General features: G+C 37.9%; 15 protein-coding genes. 8 read left to right on the forward strand and 7 right to left on the reverse strand.

Annotated features, from left to right (window positions below; genetic code table 11):
* Window positions 1–178: 178 nt before the first annotated feature.
* Entirely contained in the window at window positions 179–928 is a 750-nt protein-coding gene (locus G500_RS0121445) for a hypothetical protein (protein WP_027004026.1), read from the reverse strand.
* Window positions 929–1,504: 576 nt separating this feature from the next.
* Here G500_RS0121445 and G500_RS0121455 point away from each other — a divergent pair.
* Complete coding sequence (locus G500_RS0121455) at window positions 1,505–2,440, forward strand: bifunctional riboflavin kinase/FAD synthetase (protein WP_027004028.1); 936 nt, start codon at window positions 1,505–1,507, stop codon at window positions 2,438–2,440.
* A 56-nt stretch (window positions 2,441–2,496) separates the two neighbouring features.
* The gene (gene miaB / locus G500_RS0121460; RefSeq protein ID WP_051204022.1) at window positions 2,497–4,005 is read left to right on the forward strand and encodes a tRNA (N6-isopentenyl adenosine(37)-C2)-methylthiotransferase MiaB; all 1,509 of its coding nucleotides are present in this window, start codon (window positions 2,497–2,499) and stop codon (window positions 4,003–4,005) included.
* A gap of 574 nt (window positions 4,006–4,579) precedes the next feature.
* Here the strand turns inward: miaB and G500_RS24580 are convergent.
* Window positions 4,580–5,956 carry an alkaline phosphatase D family protein gene (locus G500_RS24580; RefSeq protein ID WP_086048004.1) on the reverse strand — a complete coding sequence of 459 codons (1,377 nt, stop codon included), beginning with the start codon at window positions 5,954–5,956 and terminating at the stop codon, window positions 4,580–4,582.
* A 170-nt stretch (window positions 5,957–6,126) separates the two neighbouring features.
* Here G500_RS24580 and G500_RS0121475 point away from each other — a divergent pair, with 170 nt between their 5' ends.
* Window positions 6,127–7,677, forward strand: coding sequence for an SGNH/GDSL hydrolase family protein (locus G500_RS0121475; protein ID WP_027004030.1), 1,551 nt, complete (start codon window positions 6,127–6,129; stop codon window positions 7,675–7,677).
* Between the two features lie 140 nt (window positions 7,678–7,817).
* On the opposite strand, the gene G500_RS0121480 is transcribed toward G500_RS0121475, so the two are convergent.
* The 3 genes from G500_RS0121480 to G500_RS0121490 all read right to left on the reverse strand — a co-directional run bounded on the left by G500_RS0121480 (window position 7,818) and on the right by G500_RS0121490 (window position 9,631).
* Window positions 7,818–8,699 carry an Rpn family recombination-promoting nuclease/putative transposase gene (locus G500_RS0121480; RefSeq protein WP_027004031.1) on the reverse strand — a complete coding sequence of 294 codons (882 nt, stop codon included), beginning with the start codon at window positions 8,697–8,699 and terminating at the stop codon, window positions 7,818–7,820.
* A 190-nt stretch (window positions 8,700–8,889) separates the two neighbouring features.
* Window positions 8,890–9,375 (reverse strand): hypothetical protein, encoded by a 486-nt coding sequence (locus G500_RS0121485; protein WP_027004032.1) that lies wholly within the window; start codon window positions 9,373–9,375, stop codon window positions 8,890–8,892.
* Window positions 9,353–9,631 carry a hypothetical protein gene (locus G500_RS0121490; protein ID WP_027004033.1) on the reverse strand — a complete coding sequence of 93 codons (279 nt, stop codon included), beginning with the start codon at window positions 9,629–9,631 and terminating at the stop codon, window positions 9,353–9,355. The genes G500_RS0121485 and G500_RS0121490 overlap by 23 nt, the downstream gene beginning before the upstream one ends.
* Window positions 9,632–10,246: 615 nt before the next feature.
* Between G500_RS0121490 and G500_RS0121500 the strand changes: the two genes are divergently transcribed.
* The 3 genes from G500_RS0121500 (at window position 10,247) to G500_RS0121510 (ending at window position 12,374) form a co-directional block, all read left to right on the forward strand.
* Window positions 10,247–11,143: a sterol desaturase family protein gene (locus G500_RS0121500; protein ID WP_051204024.1), complete on the forward strand. Its 897-nt coding sequence runs from the start codon at window positions 10,247–10,249 to the stop codon at window positions 11,141–11,143.
* A gap of 29 nt (window positions 11,144–11,172) precedes the next feature.
* A complete protein-coding gene (gene pnuC / locus G500_RS0121505) occupies window positions 11,173–11,790 on the forward strand; it encodes a nicotinamide riboside transporter PnuC (protein WP_027004035.1) in 618 nt (205 codons plus the stop codon).
* 182 nt (window positions 11,791–11,972) lie between these two features.
* A complete protein-coding gene (locus G500_RS0121510; protein WP_027004036.1) occupies window positions 11,973–12,374 on the forward strand; it encodes a hypothetical protein in 402 nt (133 codons plus the stop codon).
* 39 nt (window positions 12,375–12,413) lie between these two features.
* On the opposite strand, the gene G500_RS0121515 is transcribed toward G500_RS0121510, so the two are convergent.
* Both G500_RS0121515 and bioA read right to left on the reverse strand, forming a co-directional pair.
* Window positions 12,414–12,950, reverse strand: a complete 537-nt coding sequence (locus G500_RS0121515; RefSeq protein ID WP_027004037.1) for a hypothetical protein — start codon at window positions 12,948–12,950, stop codon at window positions 12,414–12,416.
* Window positions 12,951–13,051: 101 nt separating this feature from the next.
* On the reverse strand, window positions 13,052–14,368 hold the full coding sequence (bioA, locus tag G500_RS0121525) for an adenosylmethionine--8-amino-7-oxononanoate transaminase (RefSeq protein ID WP_027004038.1): 1,317 nt from the start codon (window positions 14,366–14,368) through the stop codon (window positions 13,052–13,054).
* A gap of 115 nt (window positions 14,369–14,483) precedes the next feature.
* On the opposite strand from bioA, the gene G500_RS0121530 reads away from it, so the two are divergent.
* Window positions 14,484–15,164, forward strand: a complete 681-nt coding sequence (locus tag G500_RS0121530; protein ID WP_027004039.1) for a hypothetical protein — start codon at window positions 14,484–14,486, stop codon at window positions 15,162–15,164.
* 2 nt (window positions 15,165–15,166) lie between these two features.
* Entirely contained in the window at window positions 15,167–16,192 is a 1,026-nt protein-coding gene (locus tag G500_RS0121535; protein WP_027004040.1) for a glycosyltransferase family 2 protein, read from the forward strand.
* Window positions 16,193–16,195 lie beyond the last annotated feature (3 nt).

Below are 16,195 nucleotides of genomic sequence, written 5' to 3' on the forward strand. Positions count from 1 at the left end.
TTCATTGCCCAGTCAAAACGAATTAGTTTTTTGCTCATAGTTTTCTGTTTTTCACAAAGATACGAAAAAAAGAAAAAGCAAGCCTATTTGTGGGACTTGCTTTTTTGTAATATTTTTATGTTTCATACCACATTTTTAGACTAACTTTAATGAGTTTGAACGCTGTTACTAGTGGTTTTTATTTCCAGCCATAAACTTCGTATAAATATGTCTTGCTAATTTTTAAAATAAAATTTTGTGCATCTGTTATAGTCATTGTAGAGGTTGGAATTTTTGTGCCTGTTACTCCGTGTCTTCCTTTTACACCAAGTATTCCGTAGTTATTTGCAGTACCAGTGAACTCTTTTAAATTATCGTTAGTAAATCCTGATACTTTTAGGATTTTATTAAATTGCTTCTTATCAATTTGTTTTGAGTAATATTTTATGGAATCCAAAACTGAATATAGACTTACCCAATCAAGTCCATTCCCTAGCTGCAATAGTAAATTAAGCACGTCAACTTTTGACTTGGCAAGATGTATTATTTGGGAAACTGAACCAAAGCCTTTCGTTAAATCCTGATTTAATAATGAATCTGAAAATGGTTTGTCTTGAGAAATATTGAACGAATCATTTGGGGTTATATTTTCAAAAGTATCATCCCAAATATGAAGACTTACAATTTTCATATTAGATGGACTATCAAGTTCTGATGTAGGATTGAAACTTAAATTTTTCACCCCATTATATATAGATACAAGTGCTAAACTTCTTGCCCATAATTCTTTAGGGGCTTCCAAATCGTTAAGATGCTTGGATAGAAAATAACAATAAGGAGGTTTACCATCTTCTTCTTCTCTGTAAAATGAAATATCACCAACAAAAGTGTAAGAATCACTTAACACTTTATTCGTCTGTACGTCTATTTTTAAAATGTATTTGTTCATTTTCGATTTTATAAAATTACTTACAACATGTAGTTATACGAAATTCAGTTCGCATTTTTTGGATTCATAAGATTATCTAAAGGACTTTTCACCCTTCGATAATACGATTTACGCAGGCAACTTTCAAAGCCCACGCCTTTATACGTTTCTATCCGTTGCAAGTTACATCTTTTTCCAAAAGGGCGCAAGTTTTTTTTACTTTTTTTAGTACCAAAACTTGTAAAGTTGTTGATAGGTAAAAGCAAATGGGCTAAAAGCTACCTTTGCCAATGCGCCACCGACAAGCTAAACGCATCAGGTTTTTGTAAATAGACCGCTCACGTCTTTTTTTGCTATCTTGTTCAGGCTTTTGACGACCTATCTGTGTTTCTTTTGGTTTTGAAACGCTAATAATACGAGCAAAATCCCTTTTTTAATAGCCTGACTGTTGTAATAGTGCTTTGTTGCTACAATCTTCTACTTTTGTATCCATATTTTTACTGCCGACCAGATTTTGGCTAACGGGGCATTATTTTTAGAAGATACGGCATTTTATCCTATCTTTGCGCTCAATTTCACCAAGCCCTCGCAAAGCACATGCAAATTCATAAGGAAATCGCCCAATTTCCCCAAACGCCCTATACCATTCTGACGACAGGCACGTTTGATGGCGTGCATCTGGGGCATCAAAAGATTTTGGAGCGGTTGCTCGCGCTTAAAGCGCAACAAGCAGGCGCGGAAACGGTTTTATTGACCTATCACCCCCACCCTCGCAAGATTTTATTTCCCCATCAGCCGCTTGCCCAGTTGCATACCTTAGAAGAAAAAGCGGCTAAACTTGCCCAGATAGGCATCGACCACCTCTGTCTGCTTTCCTTCGATTCGCACTTTGCACAGACTTCGCCCGAAGATTTTGTGCAGCAAGTCTTGATTGCTCGCCTACAAACCAAGCATTTTATTATCGGATACGACCATAGGTTTGGCAAAGATAGGGCAGGAGATTTTCATTTTTTGTATCAAAATAGAAATCGCTTCGGCTTTCAGGTAGAGGAAATTCCGAAACAGACCTTAGACGAAGTGGCAATTAGTAGCAGCAAAATCAGAAAAGCCTTAGCGGAAGGCAACATCAAATTTGCAAATTTATTATTAGGATATGCTTATTCTTTAAGTGGAATTGTAGTAAAGGGCAATCAGATAGGAAGAACCTTAGGCTATCCTACTGCCAATCTCTTGCCTTCTGCCGACAAGCTAATCCCTGCCAAAGGCATCTATGCCGTTTGGGTATGGGTAGGCAAGGTACGATACGGAGGCATGTTGAGCATCGGCGACCGCCCTACCATAGGCGCGAATCTTGAAACGACAATAGAAGTGAACTTATTTGATTTTACAGGCGATTTATACGGCGAAGAATTGCGACTCGAATTTGTCGAGTTTTTGCGAAAAGAAGAAAAATACGAGGGCTTATCTGCCTTACGACAACAATTAGAGAAAGATGAGCAGCAAAGCAGGCTTTTGTTGCAAATTTTTTCGTAAATTTGCTATCTTAATTTGGCTTTATCAGACGCAAACCCCAATCCGCTTTTAATATTATGCACCTCGAACCGCAGGCTATCAATTCCACGCCAAAAGAAATCATATCCGACATCGAGATTATCTCTAAGGAGGCTACCACAAATCAGGGTGAAAGTTGTGATACTTTTCAAACCACTGCCCTCAATGCCAGCAGCGGACAACGCCGCCTCTACATCGAGAGTTATGGCTGCCAGATGAATTTTTCGGATAGCGAAATTGTCGCTTCTATTATGGCAAAAGAGGGGTTTGGCACTACCAATACACCCGAAGATGCCGATTTGATTTTTCTCAATACCTGTTCTATTCGCGAAAAAGCCGAACAGACAGTACGCAATCGCCTTCAACATCTCAATACGCTGAAAAAGAAAAAACCAGACTTGATGGTAGGTATTTTGGGCTGCATGGCAGAAAGGCTCAAACACAAATTTTTGGAGGAGGAAAAGATTGTAGATTTGGTAGCGGGACCTGATGCCTATCGCGACCTGCCTGCCTTAGTGGGTAGTGTAGATGAAGGCGCGAAGGCGATTAACGTATTGCTTTCACGCGAGGAAACCTACGGCGATATTGCACCTATTCGCCTCAATTCTAATGGGTTATCGGCTTTTGTTTCTATCATGCGCGGCTGTGATAATATGTGTTCTTTCTGTGTTGTGCCTTTCACACGCGGCAGGGAGCGCAGCCGTTCTGCCGATTCGATTGCTGCCGAAATTAGAGATTTGGTAGCACAAGGCTACAAAGAAGTTACCCTTTTGGGGCAGAATGTAGATTCCTACCACTGGACAAATCAGCCGCGCAAGACCAAAAAAGAGGACATGACCGAACCTTTGCGCAGCGTTAATTTCGCCAATCTTTTAGAAATGGTAGCACAAATTAGCCCTGATTTGCGCGTCCGCTTTTCTACTTCGCACCCCAAAGACATGACCGACGAGGTCTTGGAAGTTATTGCCAAATACGAAAATGTGTGCAACTACATTCATTTGCCCGTACAAAGTGGCAGCAGTCGCATCTTGAAACTCATGAATCGCACCTATGATAGAGAATGGTATATGGACAGAGTTCGCGCCATTCGTCGCATCATTGGGCAGGATTGTGGCATTAGTTCAGATGTCATCACTGGTTTTTGTACCGAAACAGAAGAAGACCACCGCGAAACGCTCTCTTTGATGGAGTGGGTAGAGTATGATTATTCTTATATGTTTTTCTATTCCGAACGCCCCGGTACGTTGGCGGCTAAGAAATATTTAGACGACGTACCCGAAGAAATCAAGAAAAAGCGTTTGCAGGAGGTTATTGATTTGCAAAACAAACTTTCTTTGGCGCGTAATCGTGCAATGGTAGGAAAAACGTACAAAGTCTTGATAGAAGGCGTTTCTAAGCGTTCGCAGGAGCATCTGCATGGGCGTACCTCGTCTAATAAAGTCGTGATATTTCCAAAAGAAAACTATCAAAAAGGGCAATATGTAGAAGTACAGATAGAAGACTGTACTTCGGCTACACTTTTCGGAAAGGTTGTCGCACTTTCGTAGCCTTTCCGTAGCCTTTGTGTTAGGCGTTCTGAATCTTGACAAAAAATGCTTTTTAGACACAAAAAGGACAACGCACTATGTTGTCCTTTTTGTATAAATCGCGAAAATGGTGCAGATATTAAAAATGAGTTTGTATTATTGGCGTTGTTACAACGATAAAAGCCTTAAATGCACCCCACCTCAAACCCCGCCCCCATAGGGCAGTGATGTTAAATTCTAAAAATCAAATGCAAATGTAGGGACAAGGCATTGCCTTGTCCGCAGTGAGATTGAAATAAAAAAGGATTTTCAGACCCAAAAATAGGGTTCTGTACCAAATTTTATTTCGTGTCAAATTTGATAAAACAAGGCTTTTGACAGAACTTAACATTACTGCATAGGGCGGGGCTTTGATAGGGTATCATTTTTTTTTGCATTTATGCAAAAAAAATGATTTTGTTTTCGAACCATCCCCTATGGGGGGAGGGCAGGGTGGGGGTTCAGCAGGTTTGCACCAAGCACAAAACCCCGTTTTTTGACCTTCTTACCGTTGTAACAACGCCTGTATTACTACAAAAAGATAATTCTGTCTGCTTTATTCTAATTCTTTTTGTGAAATTTCTCTTTCCCAAACCAATTTCCCTGTTTCGTCTTTGAGTGCAATTTTCAAGACGCGCTCTTTATATTTTCCCGAAACCGACAAAACGACGTAGTTATTTTTATCGTATAACGTACCCTCCACACGCAGCGGATTTTCGCCTTCTTTGGGCGAATGTGAGCCTGCCGTAATCGAAGACGAGGTAATATCATAGAGAGGATAGCTGCCTTCGCGTTCCATTTTGGTTAGGATAGAATGGTGGCGGTCGCCTGTGAGGAAAATTACGCCCTTGACACGTTGCTTTTCCAACTCATCAAATAAAATTTGCCTTTCTTCGTGATAGGTCGCATAGTTTTCGAAAATATCGGAAGGATTAAGCACCTGCCCCCCTACTACTACAAATTTGAAAGTGGCTCTGCTATAAGTTAGTCCCTCGATGAGCCATTGGAGTTGCTTTTCGCCCAAATAGTCGCGCCTGCCTTTGTATTGCTGTGGCGAACGCAGTGAGCGATTATCGAGCATAAAAAACTGAATATCGCCCCAAGTGAAAGAGGAGGCGATGTCGTTTTCGCCTGTCATATTTGTATTGAGGTTGCGCCAAAAGACGTTAAAAGCCTTTTGGGTGAGGTGTTTATTGGCAAAACTTCGGTCGGAGTCGTTGGGACCAAAATCGTGGTCGTCCCAAGTGGCGTAGTGGTGCATATTGCCCAAAAGGGGCTGCAAATCGGTGGCGGAGCGCGTGTGTGTGTGGCGGTAGAAAATCCCCGTTTGGCTGCCCCAATCGGGTTCGCGCAGGTAGGTATTATCGCCACCCCAGACCATAAAATCGGCATTTTCGTTGTAGATGCGCTTCAAAATTTCAGTGCCACTGCCATAAGGTTTCCCAGGGCGGTCGTGTTTTTCGTCATTGATATAAAAACAGCTGCCAAAGACAAATTTAAAATCGGGCGGGTCGGTGCGAAATTGCCATAATTTTTGGGTCTGAAAGGTCAGCGGATAGGAAATAGGCTCTATTGCGTCATTGATAAGAAGCTGATATTCATATACTTGCCCTGCTTCTACTTGGTCGGCAACCAGATGCGCCACAAATGCGCTATCTTTTGTAGTCTTAATGGGGTCTGTGTATAAATAAGCCTGGTCGCTGCCTTTGATGCGGTATCGAATGGCTACCTTCGCGCTGCTTTTGGTTTGTACCCAAAGCCCTACTTCGAGCATTTCGGAATAGCCTACCATCGGTCCCGACTGCAATAAACTACCCGTTTTTGTAGTGCTAAGGTCTTGATTTTGTGTATTTTGCTGTGCTTTTCCTACTTCGAAGCAGAAAAAAAAGAGCGTCAGACATAGGCAGAGAAAAGAGGCGGTTTGTTTTTTCATGTTTTGTTTTTGGAAAAGGTGGAAAGCTATCTTTTTTGTTAAAACCACAGTTTTGAGGTCTAATTTTGGGTGACGCATCTTGTCTGCGTCCAAACATTTGCAAAACTAAAAAAGATTTTTGATTTTTGCCTTTTCAAAAGCCCTTTTGCTCATTTCCACCACTGATACCGATGACTGGTTCTAAGATGCCCTCTGTACCGCCTTTACGCGCCCTGACTTTGCTTTTTTATGTTGCTTGTATTGCTTTGGTGATAATGGTTTTTTCGCCCGGCGAGGTTAGGATAGCCCAAGATACTACTTTTAGCGTCTTTTCGTTGCAAGATTTGGGGCAAGAGCAGGGTGAGGCTGCCCCTGCTACTGATTTGGCTTTTTTGGCACAAACCCAAGCCAATGTAAAAGCACAAGAAAAGCTACTTGATAAGGGTGAGTTTTTGGAAAACAAACTTAAAAACCCCGATTCATTGGCTTCTTCAAATTTAGATGATAGCCTCAATGCCCTGATTCCCGAAAAAACAGAACCCGTAGAGGCTTTGCGGCAGCCGCTGGAATTTGCCGAAGAAAATCCAAACGCCTTAGACCCTTTTTTCAAAGCCATTCACGAGCTAAGAACACAGCCTAAATTGGTACGTGTGCTGCATTTTGGCGATTCGCAAATAGAGGGCGATAGGGTAACCGAGTATTTGCGCCACCGCTTGCAGGGCAGATTTGGGGGTTCGGGTATTGGGCTAATTCCCGTCCATACACGGGGCAATATTCGTACAACTATGATAACAAAATATTCTGATAATTGGAAAAAATATGCTTATCGCGATAGCCCCAGCAATCCTAAACACAATTTAGTAGGCATCATGGGCGAATATGACCGCTTTACGCCTGTGGGTGCGCCCAAAGGTGAGAATCCGCGCAAGGCTTGGGTCAAGTTTAAAGATACAGGTATTGGTTATGTCAAAAATTCGCAGGTGGAAAGTGTAAAAATTTTGGGTAGAAGCATCGACGCGCCGCTTGCCTTATCTTTTCGCCTTCGCACAAAAGACCAAAAAGGCAAAACGGATAGTCTTTGGCATGAAACAACTGTGGCAGCTTCCTCCGATTTATTTTTGTATCAAGCTCCTATCCAAGCCAAATTTGAGGAATTGACGGTAGAATTTAGCAGCGTAGGCAACCCCGAAATTTTGGGCGTTGCCTTAGACGGACAGGCGGGAATTGCCGTTGATAACATTCCTTGGCGCGGTTCGGCAGGAGATGAAATTACGCGCATGAACGCCGATTTTTGGCGCAAACAACTTGCTGCCTTAGATGTCAAGTTGATTATTGTAGAATTTGGTGTGAACATTGGCGGCGGCTGGGGCGCACAGGCGTATGAAGATTTTTTTTACAAACAATATCAATTTTTGAAGTCTTTAAGTCCCGAAGTGGGCGTAATTGTCGTCAGCACTTCGGATAGGGCGCAAAGGAAAGGCACAGGCTACGCTTCTATTCCCAGTGTCAAGACGATAAAAGAGGCACAAAGACGCGCAGCCTTGCGTGCAGGTTGTGTTTTTTGGGATTTGCATGCGGCTATGGGGGGTGAAAATTCGATGGTTAGTTGGGTTAGGAATAAGCCTGCCTTAGCCCAATCGGATTACACGCATTTCACTACAAAGGGCGTGCGTTTGGTTGCTGAAATGCTCTATTCTGCCCTTATCAATGAGTATGAAAATTACCGTTTGAAGGTGCAATAGAATTGTATTTAAAATTTTTATGTTTTAAGTTTTTTATAAAAAGTAAAAAAATGCCTTACCATTTTCTGCTTTGCTCTTTTTTTCTTATTCGAATAGCTTCGCCGACTTTCAGTTCAGAAATATGACCTTAGGCACAGTTTTTAGTCTTTTTCATTGCGCAGGGCTTTTATTTGGTCAATAGTTAAATCAGTCATTTGCGAAATAAAATCATCTTTTGAGCCTGCCAAAATCATTTTTTTAGCAATTTCAACAGACCTTTTAAAATTTTCATCTTTTCTGATTTTCTCCTTCGCCTCTGCCACTTTCTTTTCCATCAGTTCCTCTTGTTGGATTTTGAGCGAAAGTGCCTCGCTTGCCTTTACGTGTAGGTAGTCCAAGTAACGATTGTACCCATAAGTTTGCTCCTGATTCAGACGCATAACATCTAAAACTTCCTTTGCTTCTGCCAAACCTTTTGCTTTAAAACTATCTTTTACTTCACTATTTTTCAAAAAATAAACCCATTCGTCCAAAGTATCTTTGGCAATGTCATTAAATTGATTGACTTTGATAATGTAGTATTCGGGAAAAATATCAGAAATATTTTGTTTGGTAAAAGTTTCTTCGCGCAAACTTTGAAAATTAGTTGTTCCTTTATAGACATAATCTTTACCCTGCCCTAAATCAAAATAAACGATATTAACAGAAATTACTTTTTTAATTTCGGAATAAGACTGCCCCAAACTTAAATTTTCGGTTAGGGCTTTTGATGCGCCATACGCCATGCGATGGAAATAATCAATCTCATACGTATTTTGAATCTCTACGATAACTAACTCATTATTAGCGTTTTGTACCAAAATATCTACTCGATTGTACTTATCTTGTTCAATTTCCTGATTGCCTTCGCTTTCCAAAATCTTTTGAATTTTGATGTCTTCAAATAAAAGTTCGGATAAAAAGCCCTCTAAGACAACAAAGTTAGCTTTATTGCGAAGGAGTTTTTTCACTGCCCAATCGAAGCGGATTAGTCTTTTGCTCATAGTTTTCTGTTTTTCACAAAGATACGAAAAAAGAAAAAGCAAGTTCCAAAAGTGGGAGCTTGCTTTTTGGGATTGCCCTACGCACAAAAGTTTATAGAAAGTACAAAAGTCTAAATTACGCACATTAGCTCGCCTTTTGGCTTCGCCGACTTTCAGTTCGCAAACATAATGTTAGCTGCTACCATTCTTACTACCCAACAAAGTCAGAACGATTTGTTTTTGGGTCGTATTGAATTTCTAACTCTGTTCCGTTCCAAATAGCTTCACAACTTTCAAGTCGGTAGGTATCGCCTTGATTCCAACTCGTACCAATATAGTCTTCAATCAAGTCTTCAATAAAAACACGCTCACCGATTTTTATGTCTTTTGGTATTAAGTAAGCTGCGAATGGAGAATTGAAATTGTGAGGATAATAGTAAGTCCATTCTATTACAGACACAAATTCACTATCTTTGTCCATACGAAAACCCATACGATAATCACCAATAACTTCAATCTCTCCTGTTTTTTTATTTTGAATTACAGAATATTTTGAACGTATTTTGTCAGAAGGTTCAACCTTTTTAATTAAAGGTCGGTAGCCGTTTTTTGCAGCCGTGTTTATGCTGTCTTTGTCACGTGCTGTCTTAATAACACGCAACTCGTTTGAGTTTTTATTTCTGTTCCAAAAAGCCATTTGCAACTAATTTTATGTTTTGCTGATTCAAATCAATTTTCAAACAAGTATCGGGATTTTCTTTGACCATTTTGAGAAGTTCGTAATCTGTTAACAATTCAGTATCCACTATCAAATGATTACAATTTGCACATTTCCGAAATCCTGTAGTGGACTGTTCTAAATTGTCCCAATTCATTTTATAGGGACAATTCATCTTTTTGATAAACTCCCCTTTGTCTGTGTAAACTTCTTTTTTTATCGGGTCAAATTTCATCGTTTGTATTTTTTATGGTTGCCAATAACATGCAGTTATACGCAGTTTCTTGCGCATTTCCAAAATTTTTTCGTACCCAAAGGACTTTTCACCCTTCGATAGTACGATTAACGCAGGTAGCTTTTGCAGCTCAAGCCTTTGCACGTTTTTAACAGTTGCAAGTTACATCTTTTTCCAAAAGGGCGCAAGTTTTTTTTACTTTTTTTAGTACCAAAACTTGTAAAGTTGTTGATAGGTAAAAGCAAATAGGCTAAAAGCTACCTTTCAAATTTTGTGCTTTGCCACATTTTGGGTAAAAAGATAAAAACCTGCCGCCCTATGGGGCAGTGATTTTAAACGCTAAAAATCAGATGCAAATGCGCACCGACAAGCCACACGCATCAGGTTTTTGTAAATTTTTGTTGTAAATAGACCACTCACGTCTTTTTTTGCTATCTTTGTTCAGGCTTTTGACGACATATCTGCGTTTCTTTTGGTTTTGAAACGCTAATTATACGAACAAAATCCCTCTTTTTAATAGCCTGACCGTTCTAATAACGCTCTGTTTTAGCCAAATATTCAAAAAAAAAGATAGCATTTAAAACCTTGAAAGTCATATAATCTGCTTTTATTTTTATGGAAATTCCAACACTGTTCGCTTACTTTATCGAGCATGACCCCGTAGGCTATGCTGTTCCTTTTTTCATTGTTTTTATCTTAATAGAACTTTTTTTAGATGCCTATGAAAAAAAGAATTGGTATGAAAAGAAAGAGGCTTGGGCTTCTTTGGCAATGGGCGTAGGTTCGGTTTTTGTGAATTTGTTTTCAAAAATTATCTATTTTATTGTCTTTTCGTGGATTTATGAAAATTATCGCTTATTTGAAATAGACCTGACGAAGGCTTGGGCGTGGCTTTTCCTTTTTTTCGCCGACGATTTCTCCTTTTATTGGCATCATAGAAGTAGCCATCAGGTGCGCCTTTTGTGGGCTTCTCATTCTAACCACCACTCCTCTACTTCCTACAATTTGGCGATTGCCTTGCGTCAGAGTTGGACGGAATTTCTGTATAAATACCTCTTTTGGCTTTGGTTGCCTTTTATCGGTTTTCACCCAATCGCTATCTTTACCCTGATTGCGATAAGTCTGATTTATCAATTTTTCTTACATACGCAAGCGGTAAAAAAAATGGGCTTCTTGGAATATTTTTTCAATACCCCTTCGCATCATCGCGTTCATCACGCTACTAATATTGCATATTTAGATAAAAATCATGCAGGAATTTTGATTATTTGGGACAAACTTTTTGGCACTTTCGCAGAGGAAAAAGAACAACCTATTTATGGACTTACTAAAAACATAGAAACGCATAATCCGCTCAAAATTGCCTTTGCCGAACACAAACAGATTTGGAAAGATTTGAAAAAGACCGAAAAATGGACGGATAGGCTCAAATATTTGTTCTATCCCCCCGGTTGGAGTCATGACGGGAGCAGCCTAACAACAAAAGATTTGCAAAGCAATACAAAAAAATAGCTTTAATTTTAAAAAATTAACATAAAAATATGTATGAAACTCTGATAGCTTCTATCAAAACTTACCTTGCGCGTCCAGAATCCTTAGAAGATTTTGCCGCATTGATGGGATTTATTTGTGTCTTGCTCAATACACGCGCTCATGTTTTAGGTTGGGTTTTTGGAATTTTTAGCATCATTCCTTACATCTATATTTTCTATCAAGTAGGATTGTATGGTGATTTTTCCTTACACATATTTTTTCTTTTTGCAAATTTTTATGGTCTTTATCATTGGCTTTGGGGAGGGCAAAAGGCAAAAATAGACAGCCTGCCTATTACCAAAAGCAAGCCTACTATTTTGCTAAAAAGTGCAGTTTTTGCTTTGTTAGGTACAATTTTATTTGGTTTCATTACCTCAAACATACAAGGCGTGTCCTACCCTTACATTGATGCTTATATTGCCGTTTTTAGCATTTGGGGGCAGATTCTCTTGGCACAGAAAAAAATTGAAAATTGGCTACTTTGGATAGCAGTAGATGTGGTCGCTATCTGGGTTTATTATCATAAAGATTTAAAAAGTACAGCATTTTTGTACTTAATCTATCTTTTTATGGCAAGTTATGGTTATTGGCATTGGCACAATAAAATCAAAAGTTATTCTGTTTAGAATTTTTTAAATTTATATTTTAATAATTTTGCTATTTGTAAAACAAACAAATGCTTGTAACTTTTATACGGAAAATTTCGTTGTAGGGCAATGCTTTCAAACTTTTTTCAGCCTTTTCCAAACTTATTGGCAACACAAAAAGTAGTAGTGTTACTATTTTTAATAACTTAAACTTTGCGACAATGAATCCGCCCTACGCCACTTTTGACAATCACCTTTTTCCAATTCAAATCGTAACCTTCGCCGCGCATGACCCAACGGAGGAGGAATTTGACCAATATTTAAAGCAATTAGCGGAAATTTTTGAAAAGAAAAAGCCCTTTGTCCGTATTCTTGACGCATCAAAGGTGAAGTATTTAGCCTCCAATTTGCGCATCAAACAAGGAAAATGGATTAAAGAACACAATGAACTATTAAAAACCTATTCTTTGGGAACTGCTTATGTCATTCCCTCTACTATGTTGCAGTTCCTTTTAAAAGCAATTTGGCTTGTTTCCGACCAAACGAACGAAAAAAAAGTGTTTAGCACCCTGCAAGATGCCAAACTGTGGGCAGAAGGACAACTTAAAAAAGCACAACCTTAAAATGAAAAAGCCCTACTTTAAGTAGGGCTTTTATTAAAACTAACGTGTAAGTAAAAAAAACATCATAAGCATAAAAAGCGTAAAGAAACCTAAAATAATAAAGGTAGCGCGTTTGAAACCTTTCCAAGCCTTCTGATGCTCTTCTGCACGAATTTGAGCCTCTCTGCTTTTGGTGTCGGTTTCGTAAATTTCTACCAGAAGGTCGCGCTCTTCATGGTTTAGTATAAATGTACCTTTTCGGCTAAAAGGGTCGATTTGCTCCCAATCTTCTACGTTGTTTTTGAGCATTTCGAGCTGTCGTGTTTCTTCTTCCATTTCACTCAACTGCTGCTCTTCTTCTTTCGGTTTGGGTTTGATGGAAAGTATTTTAGCCACCAAAAGAAAGAGAACTGCCACTACTGCAATGAGTCCGAAAGCGGGCATTGCTTGTTGCAAAAAAAACAACTTATCTTGCTCATTATCAGGCAGATAATTTTGTGCCTTTAAGTTTTGAGATAGAACTTGTACTAATATCAAAGCTAAAATTAGTATAAGTCTGGATAAGTTTTTTAGGCGAGGATTTTTTTGAGTTTTCATCTTATTCTTTTTTTAAAGACAAGACCATAACACCCTTTTTGAGAGGAGAAGTTCCTTCGCGCGTAATTTTTTCTGAAAAAATCAAAAAAAAATAAGAAAAACTACTCTGCCTTTGATAAAAAGGTTAAAAATGCCTCTATCTGTTGATAAACATAGTTTAAATCCGCGACAGTAGTAGAATAGGGCGGCAGCAGGTACAAGACATTTCCCAACGGACGCATCAGGATATTTTTATCTAAGAAAAAATCATAAATTAGCTTTCTATGTTCATTAAAATAAGAATAATACTCTTTTGTATTGATTTCAATAGCCAAAATTGTTCCAATATGTCTTATTTCTTTTATGTATTTTTCTGATAAAGGATTTTTTTGTAGTTTTTCTATAAAACTAAAATGTGCTTCTTGAATTGCCTCTATTTGTTTTTGGGTAGTGCTGCGTTCTAAAATTTCAAAACTTTTGCAAGCGGCGGCGCAAGCCAAAGGGTTGGCTGTGTATGAATGTCCATGAAAAAAAGTTTTGTGTAGCGCGTCCGCATAAAAAGCCTCCGCTATTTTCTCTTTGCAAACCGTTGCTCCTAAGGGAAGAAAACCGCCTGTAATTCCTTTGGATAAACAAATAATATCAGGCATATTTTTTAAATAATGACTCGCCAATAGTTTTCCTGTGCGTCCAAAACCTGTCATTACTTCGTCTGCAATACAAATTATTTCTTTTTTTTGTGCTATTTCTATCAATAAGTCCAAATGTTCGGCTGCATAGGTATTCATACCATTTGCGCCCTGCACCAAAGGCTCAAAGATAAAGGCAGCACAAGAAGGGTCAGAAGTGAGGGTTTCGAAAGTCTGAAGCAGCCTGTGTAAGTTGTCTTTTGTAGGAATTGATATAAATTTTACCTCAAATAAAAGTGGATTAAAAGCTGCATTAAAGGGCGTGCGCCCCCCTACCGACATTGCCCCAAACGTATCGCCATGATAAGCACCTTCAAAAGCAATAATTTTAAGTTTATTAAATTCATTTTTATTGAAAAAATATTGTAATGCCATTTTTATTGCAACCTCGACCGCAGTAGAGCCATTATCCGAAAAAAAAACTTTTCCAAATGCTGTATCTTGCACTAAATTTTCTACTAAAATTTTACTTAACCTGATAGCTGGCTCATGGGTAAAACCTGCAAAAATCACCTGTTCTAAATTTTGCGCTTGCTTGTAAATAGCCTGCGCAATTTCGGGGTGCGCATGCCCATGCAAATTGACCCACCAAGAAGCAATAATATCTAATACTTTTCTCCCATTTTCTAAGTATAAATATGAACCTTCTGCCTTATTGACAGGCAGCACATTTGCCTTGTCTGTAAAAGGGGTAAAGGGGTGCCAAATATAGTTTTGGTCTTCTTTTAATAAATCATCAAATTGGGTCATAAAGTTTGGACTTCTTAGAAAAAACAGCTCTGCTGCAAAGTTAGCATGGATTTGTTTGAGATGCAAGTGTGCTTTTTTGTATCTTTGCGGGCAGAAAAAACAACTTGAGAGCAAAATGACTTTTATTGACGCATTTTTTATAGGATTTTTGTTTCTTTTTATAGGATTGATAAAAGTTTTTTTAGGAATAAAGAAAGCCTATCTTGAAACTACTCAAAAGGAGAAGGCTTCTTTGTTGGTTGAGAAAAGAAAGATGGGGATAAAAAAAGTAAAAAATGCAGACTTTTTTAATCTTAATACAAATCAGTATTTTATTTATCAAGGTGAAAGTTGGGTAATTTTACAAAAAGTAAAAATAGATGATTTTAACGCCTTATTCTTCCTGACACAAGACAAGCTCCTATTCTGCTTTCCTTCTCTGCTTTTACATCCCATTTTTTTAGAAAAAATAGAATTGAATACATTGATGAAAGAAAATATAATTACTTTTTTTAGTTCTTTTCAAAATAAAAAATCTAATTTATCTACTCCTTTTTATTTTTCGCTACCTGATTTTCCACAAAAAGGAAAGTGGCGTATAAGGGTGCAGAAGTCTTTTTCGTATCAAAGCAAAGAGCAATTATTTTTAGAAAGAAAAGGAGAAATAGAAATTATCTTGCTACAAAATATAGAAATAGGACAATACGGATTATTTTTTAAATTGATAGAAGAACAGGAAACTGACACAAAGGCTTTTCTTTTTTTTGGAAATTTGCTTTCGGTAGAGCGTGAAATAGAAGAAATTGATTTTTTATAAAAATGAAAAAAGAAAACAAAATAGAAATTTCTATCCTAATAGCTTCTTATCAGGAGCAAGAGAGGCTTCCGCTTTTTTTAGAGAGTTTGAACGCACAAACTTTTTTTTCTAAAACAGAAAACAAAGATAAAATAGAAATTATTATCATTGATGATGGCTCGACAGACCATACGGCAGATATTTTAGAAAAATATAGCGTATTTTTTAAAAACATTAAAATTTTAAAAAATACAGAAAACATAGGAAAAAAAGAATCGCTTATTAAAATTTGTAAATTAGCTAAGGGCAATTATTTCCTCTTTACAGATGCAGATATGATACTCTCGCCTTTTTGGGTGGAAGAAATGTATCATCAAAGGCTTGATTTTCAAAGTGTTGCGGGCATTTCTTTTCCAAAGGCGCGTAACCTTTGGGAAGGTTGGCAGCAGGTAGAATATATTTTACTATTTTTCTCAATTTATCTTTTAAATAAATCAAATATTAATATTTCCGTTATGGGAAATAATTGGTTACTCAAACGCGACACTTATCTAAAAGTGGGCGGCTATGAAGATTTGGTGGAAACGCCTACAGAGGATTTTGCTTTATTTAAAAAAATAAGTCTTTTTTTTCGTAAAAAAGGAAAAATACTGAAACACAATCAATTATTTACCTCAAAATCTGCGCTAAAAACTTATGCACTTAAAGAGCCTTTCTCTCTTTTTCAACAGCGATTAAGATGGGCAAAGGGGGCTTGGTTGGGTAGTAATCACTGGGAACGCTTGGCACTATTTTTCTACGGGGCGCAACTTTTTATTTGGATTATTTTATTTTTTTTAGATAAAAAAACACTTTTCTACTTACTATTTTTTTCCTTTGTCATAGATTTTCTATTACTAATAGTTGCATCATACAAAATAAAAAAAGTAAAAATCATATTTTTTTACTTAGCAGGGTTTTGTATGTATCAAAAAATTCTGTATGCGGTTGTGCTTGTGGGAATTTTGTTGGGTACACCTATTAGGTGGAAAGATAAGATTTTTAAATAATTA

This window comes from Hugenholtzia roseola DSM 9546 (genome assembly GCF_000422585.1).
GTDB classification, from domain to species: Bacteria; Bacteroidota; Bacteroidia; order Cytophagales; family Bernardetiaceae; genus Hugenholtzia; species Hugenholtzia roseola.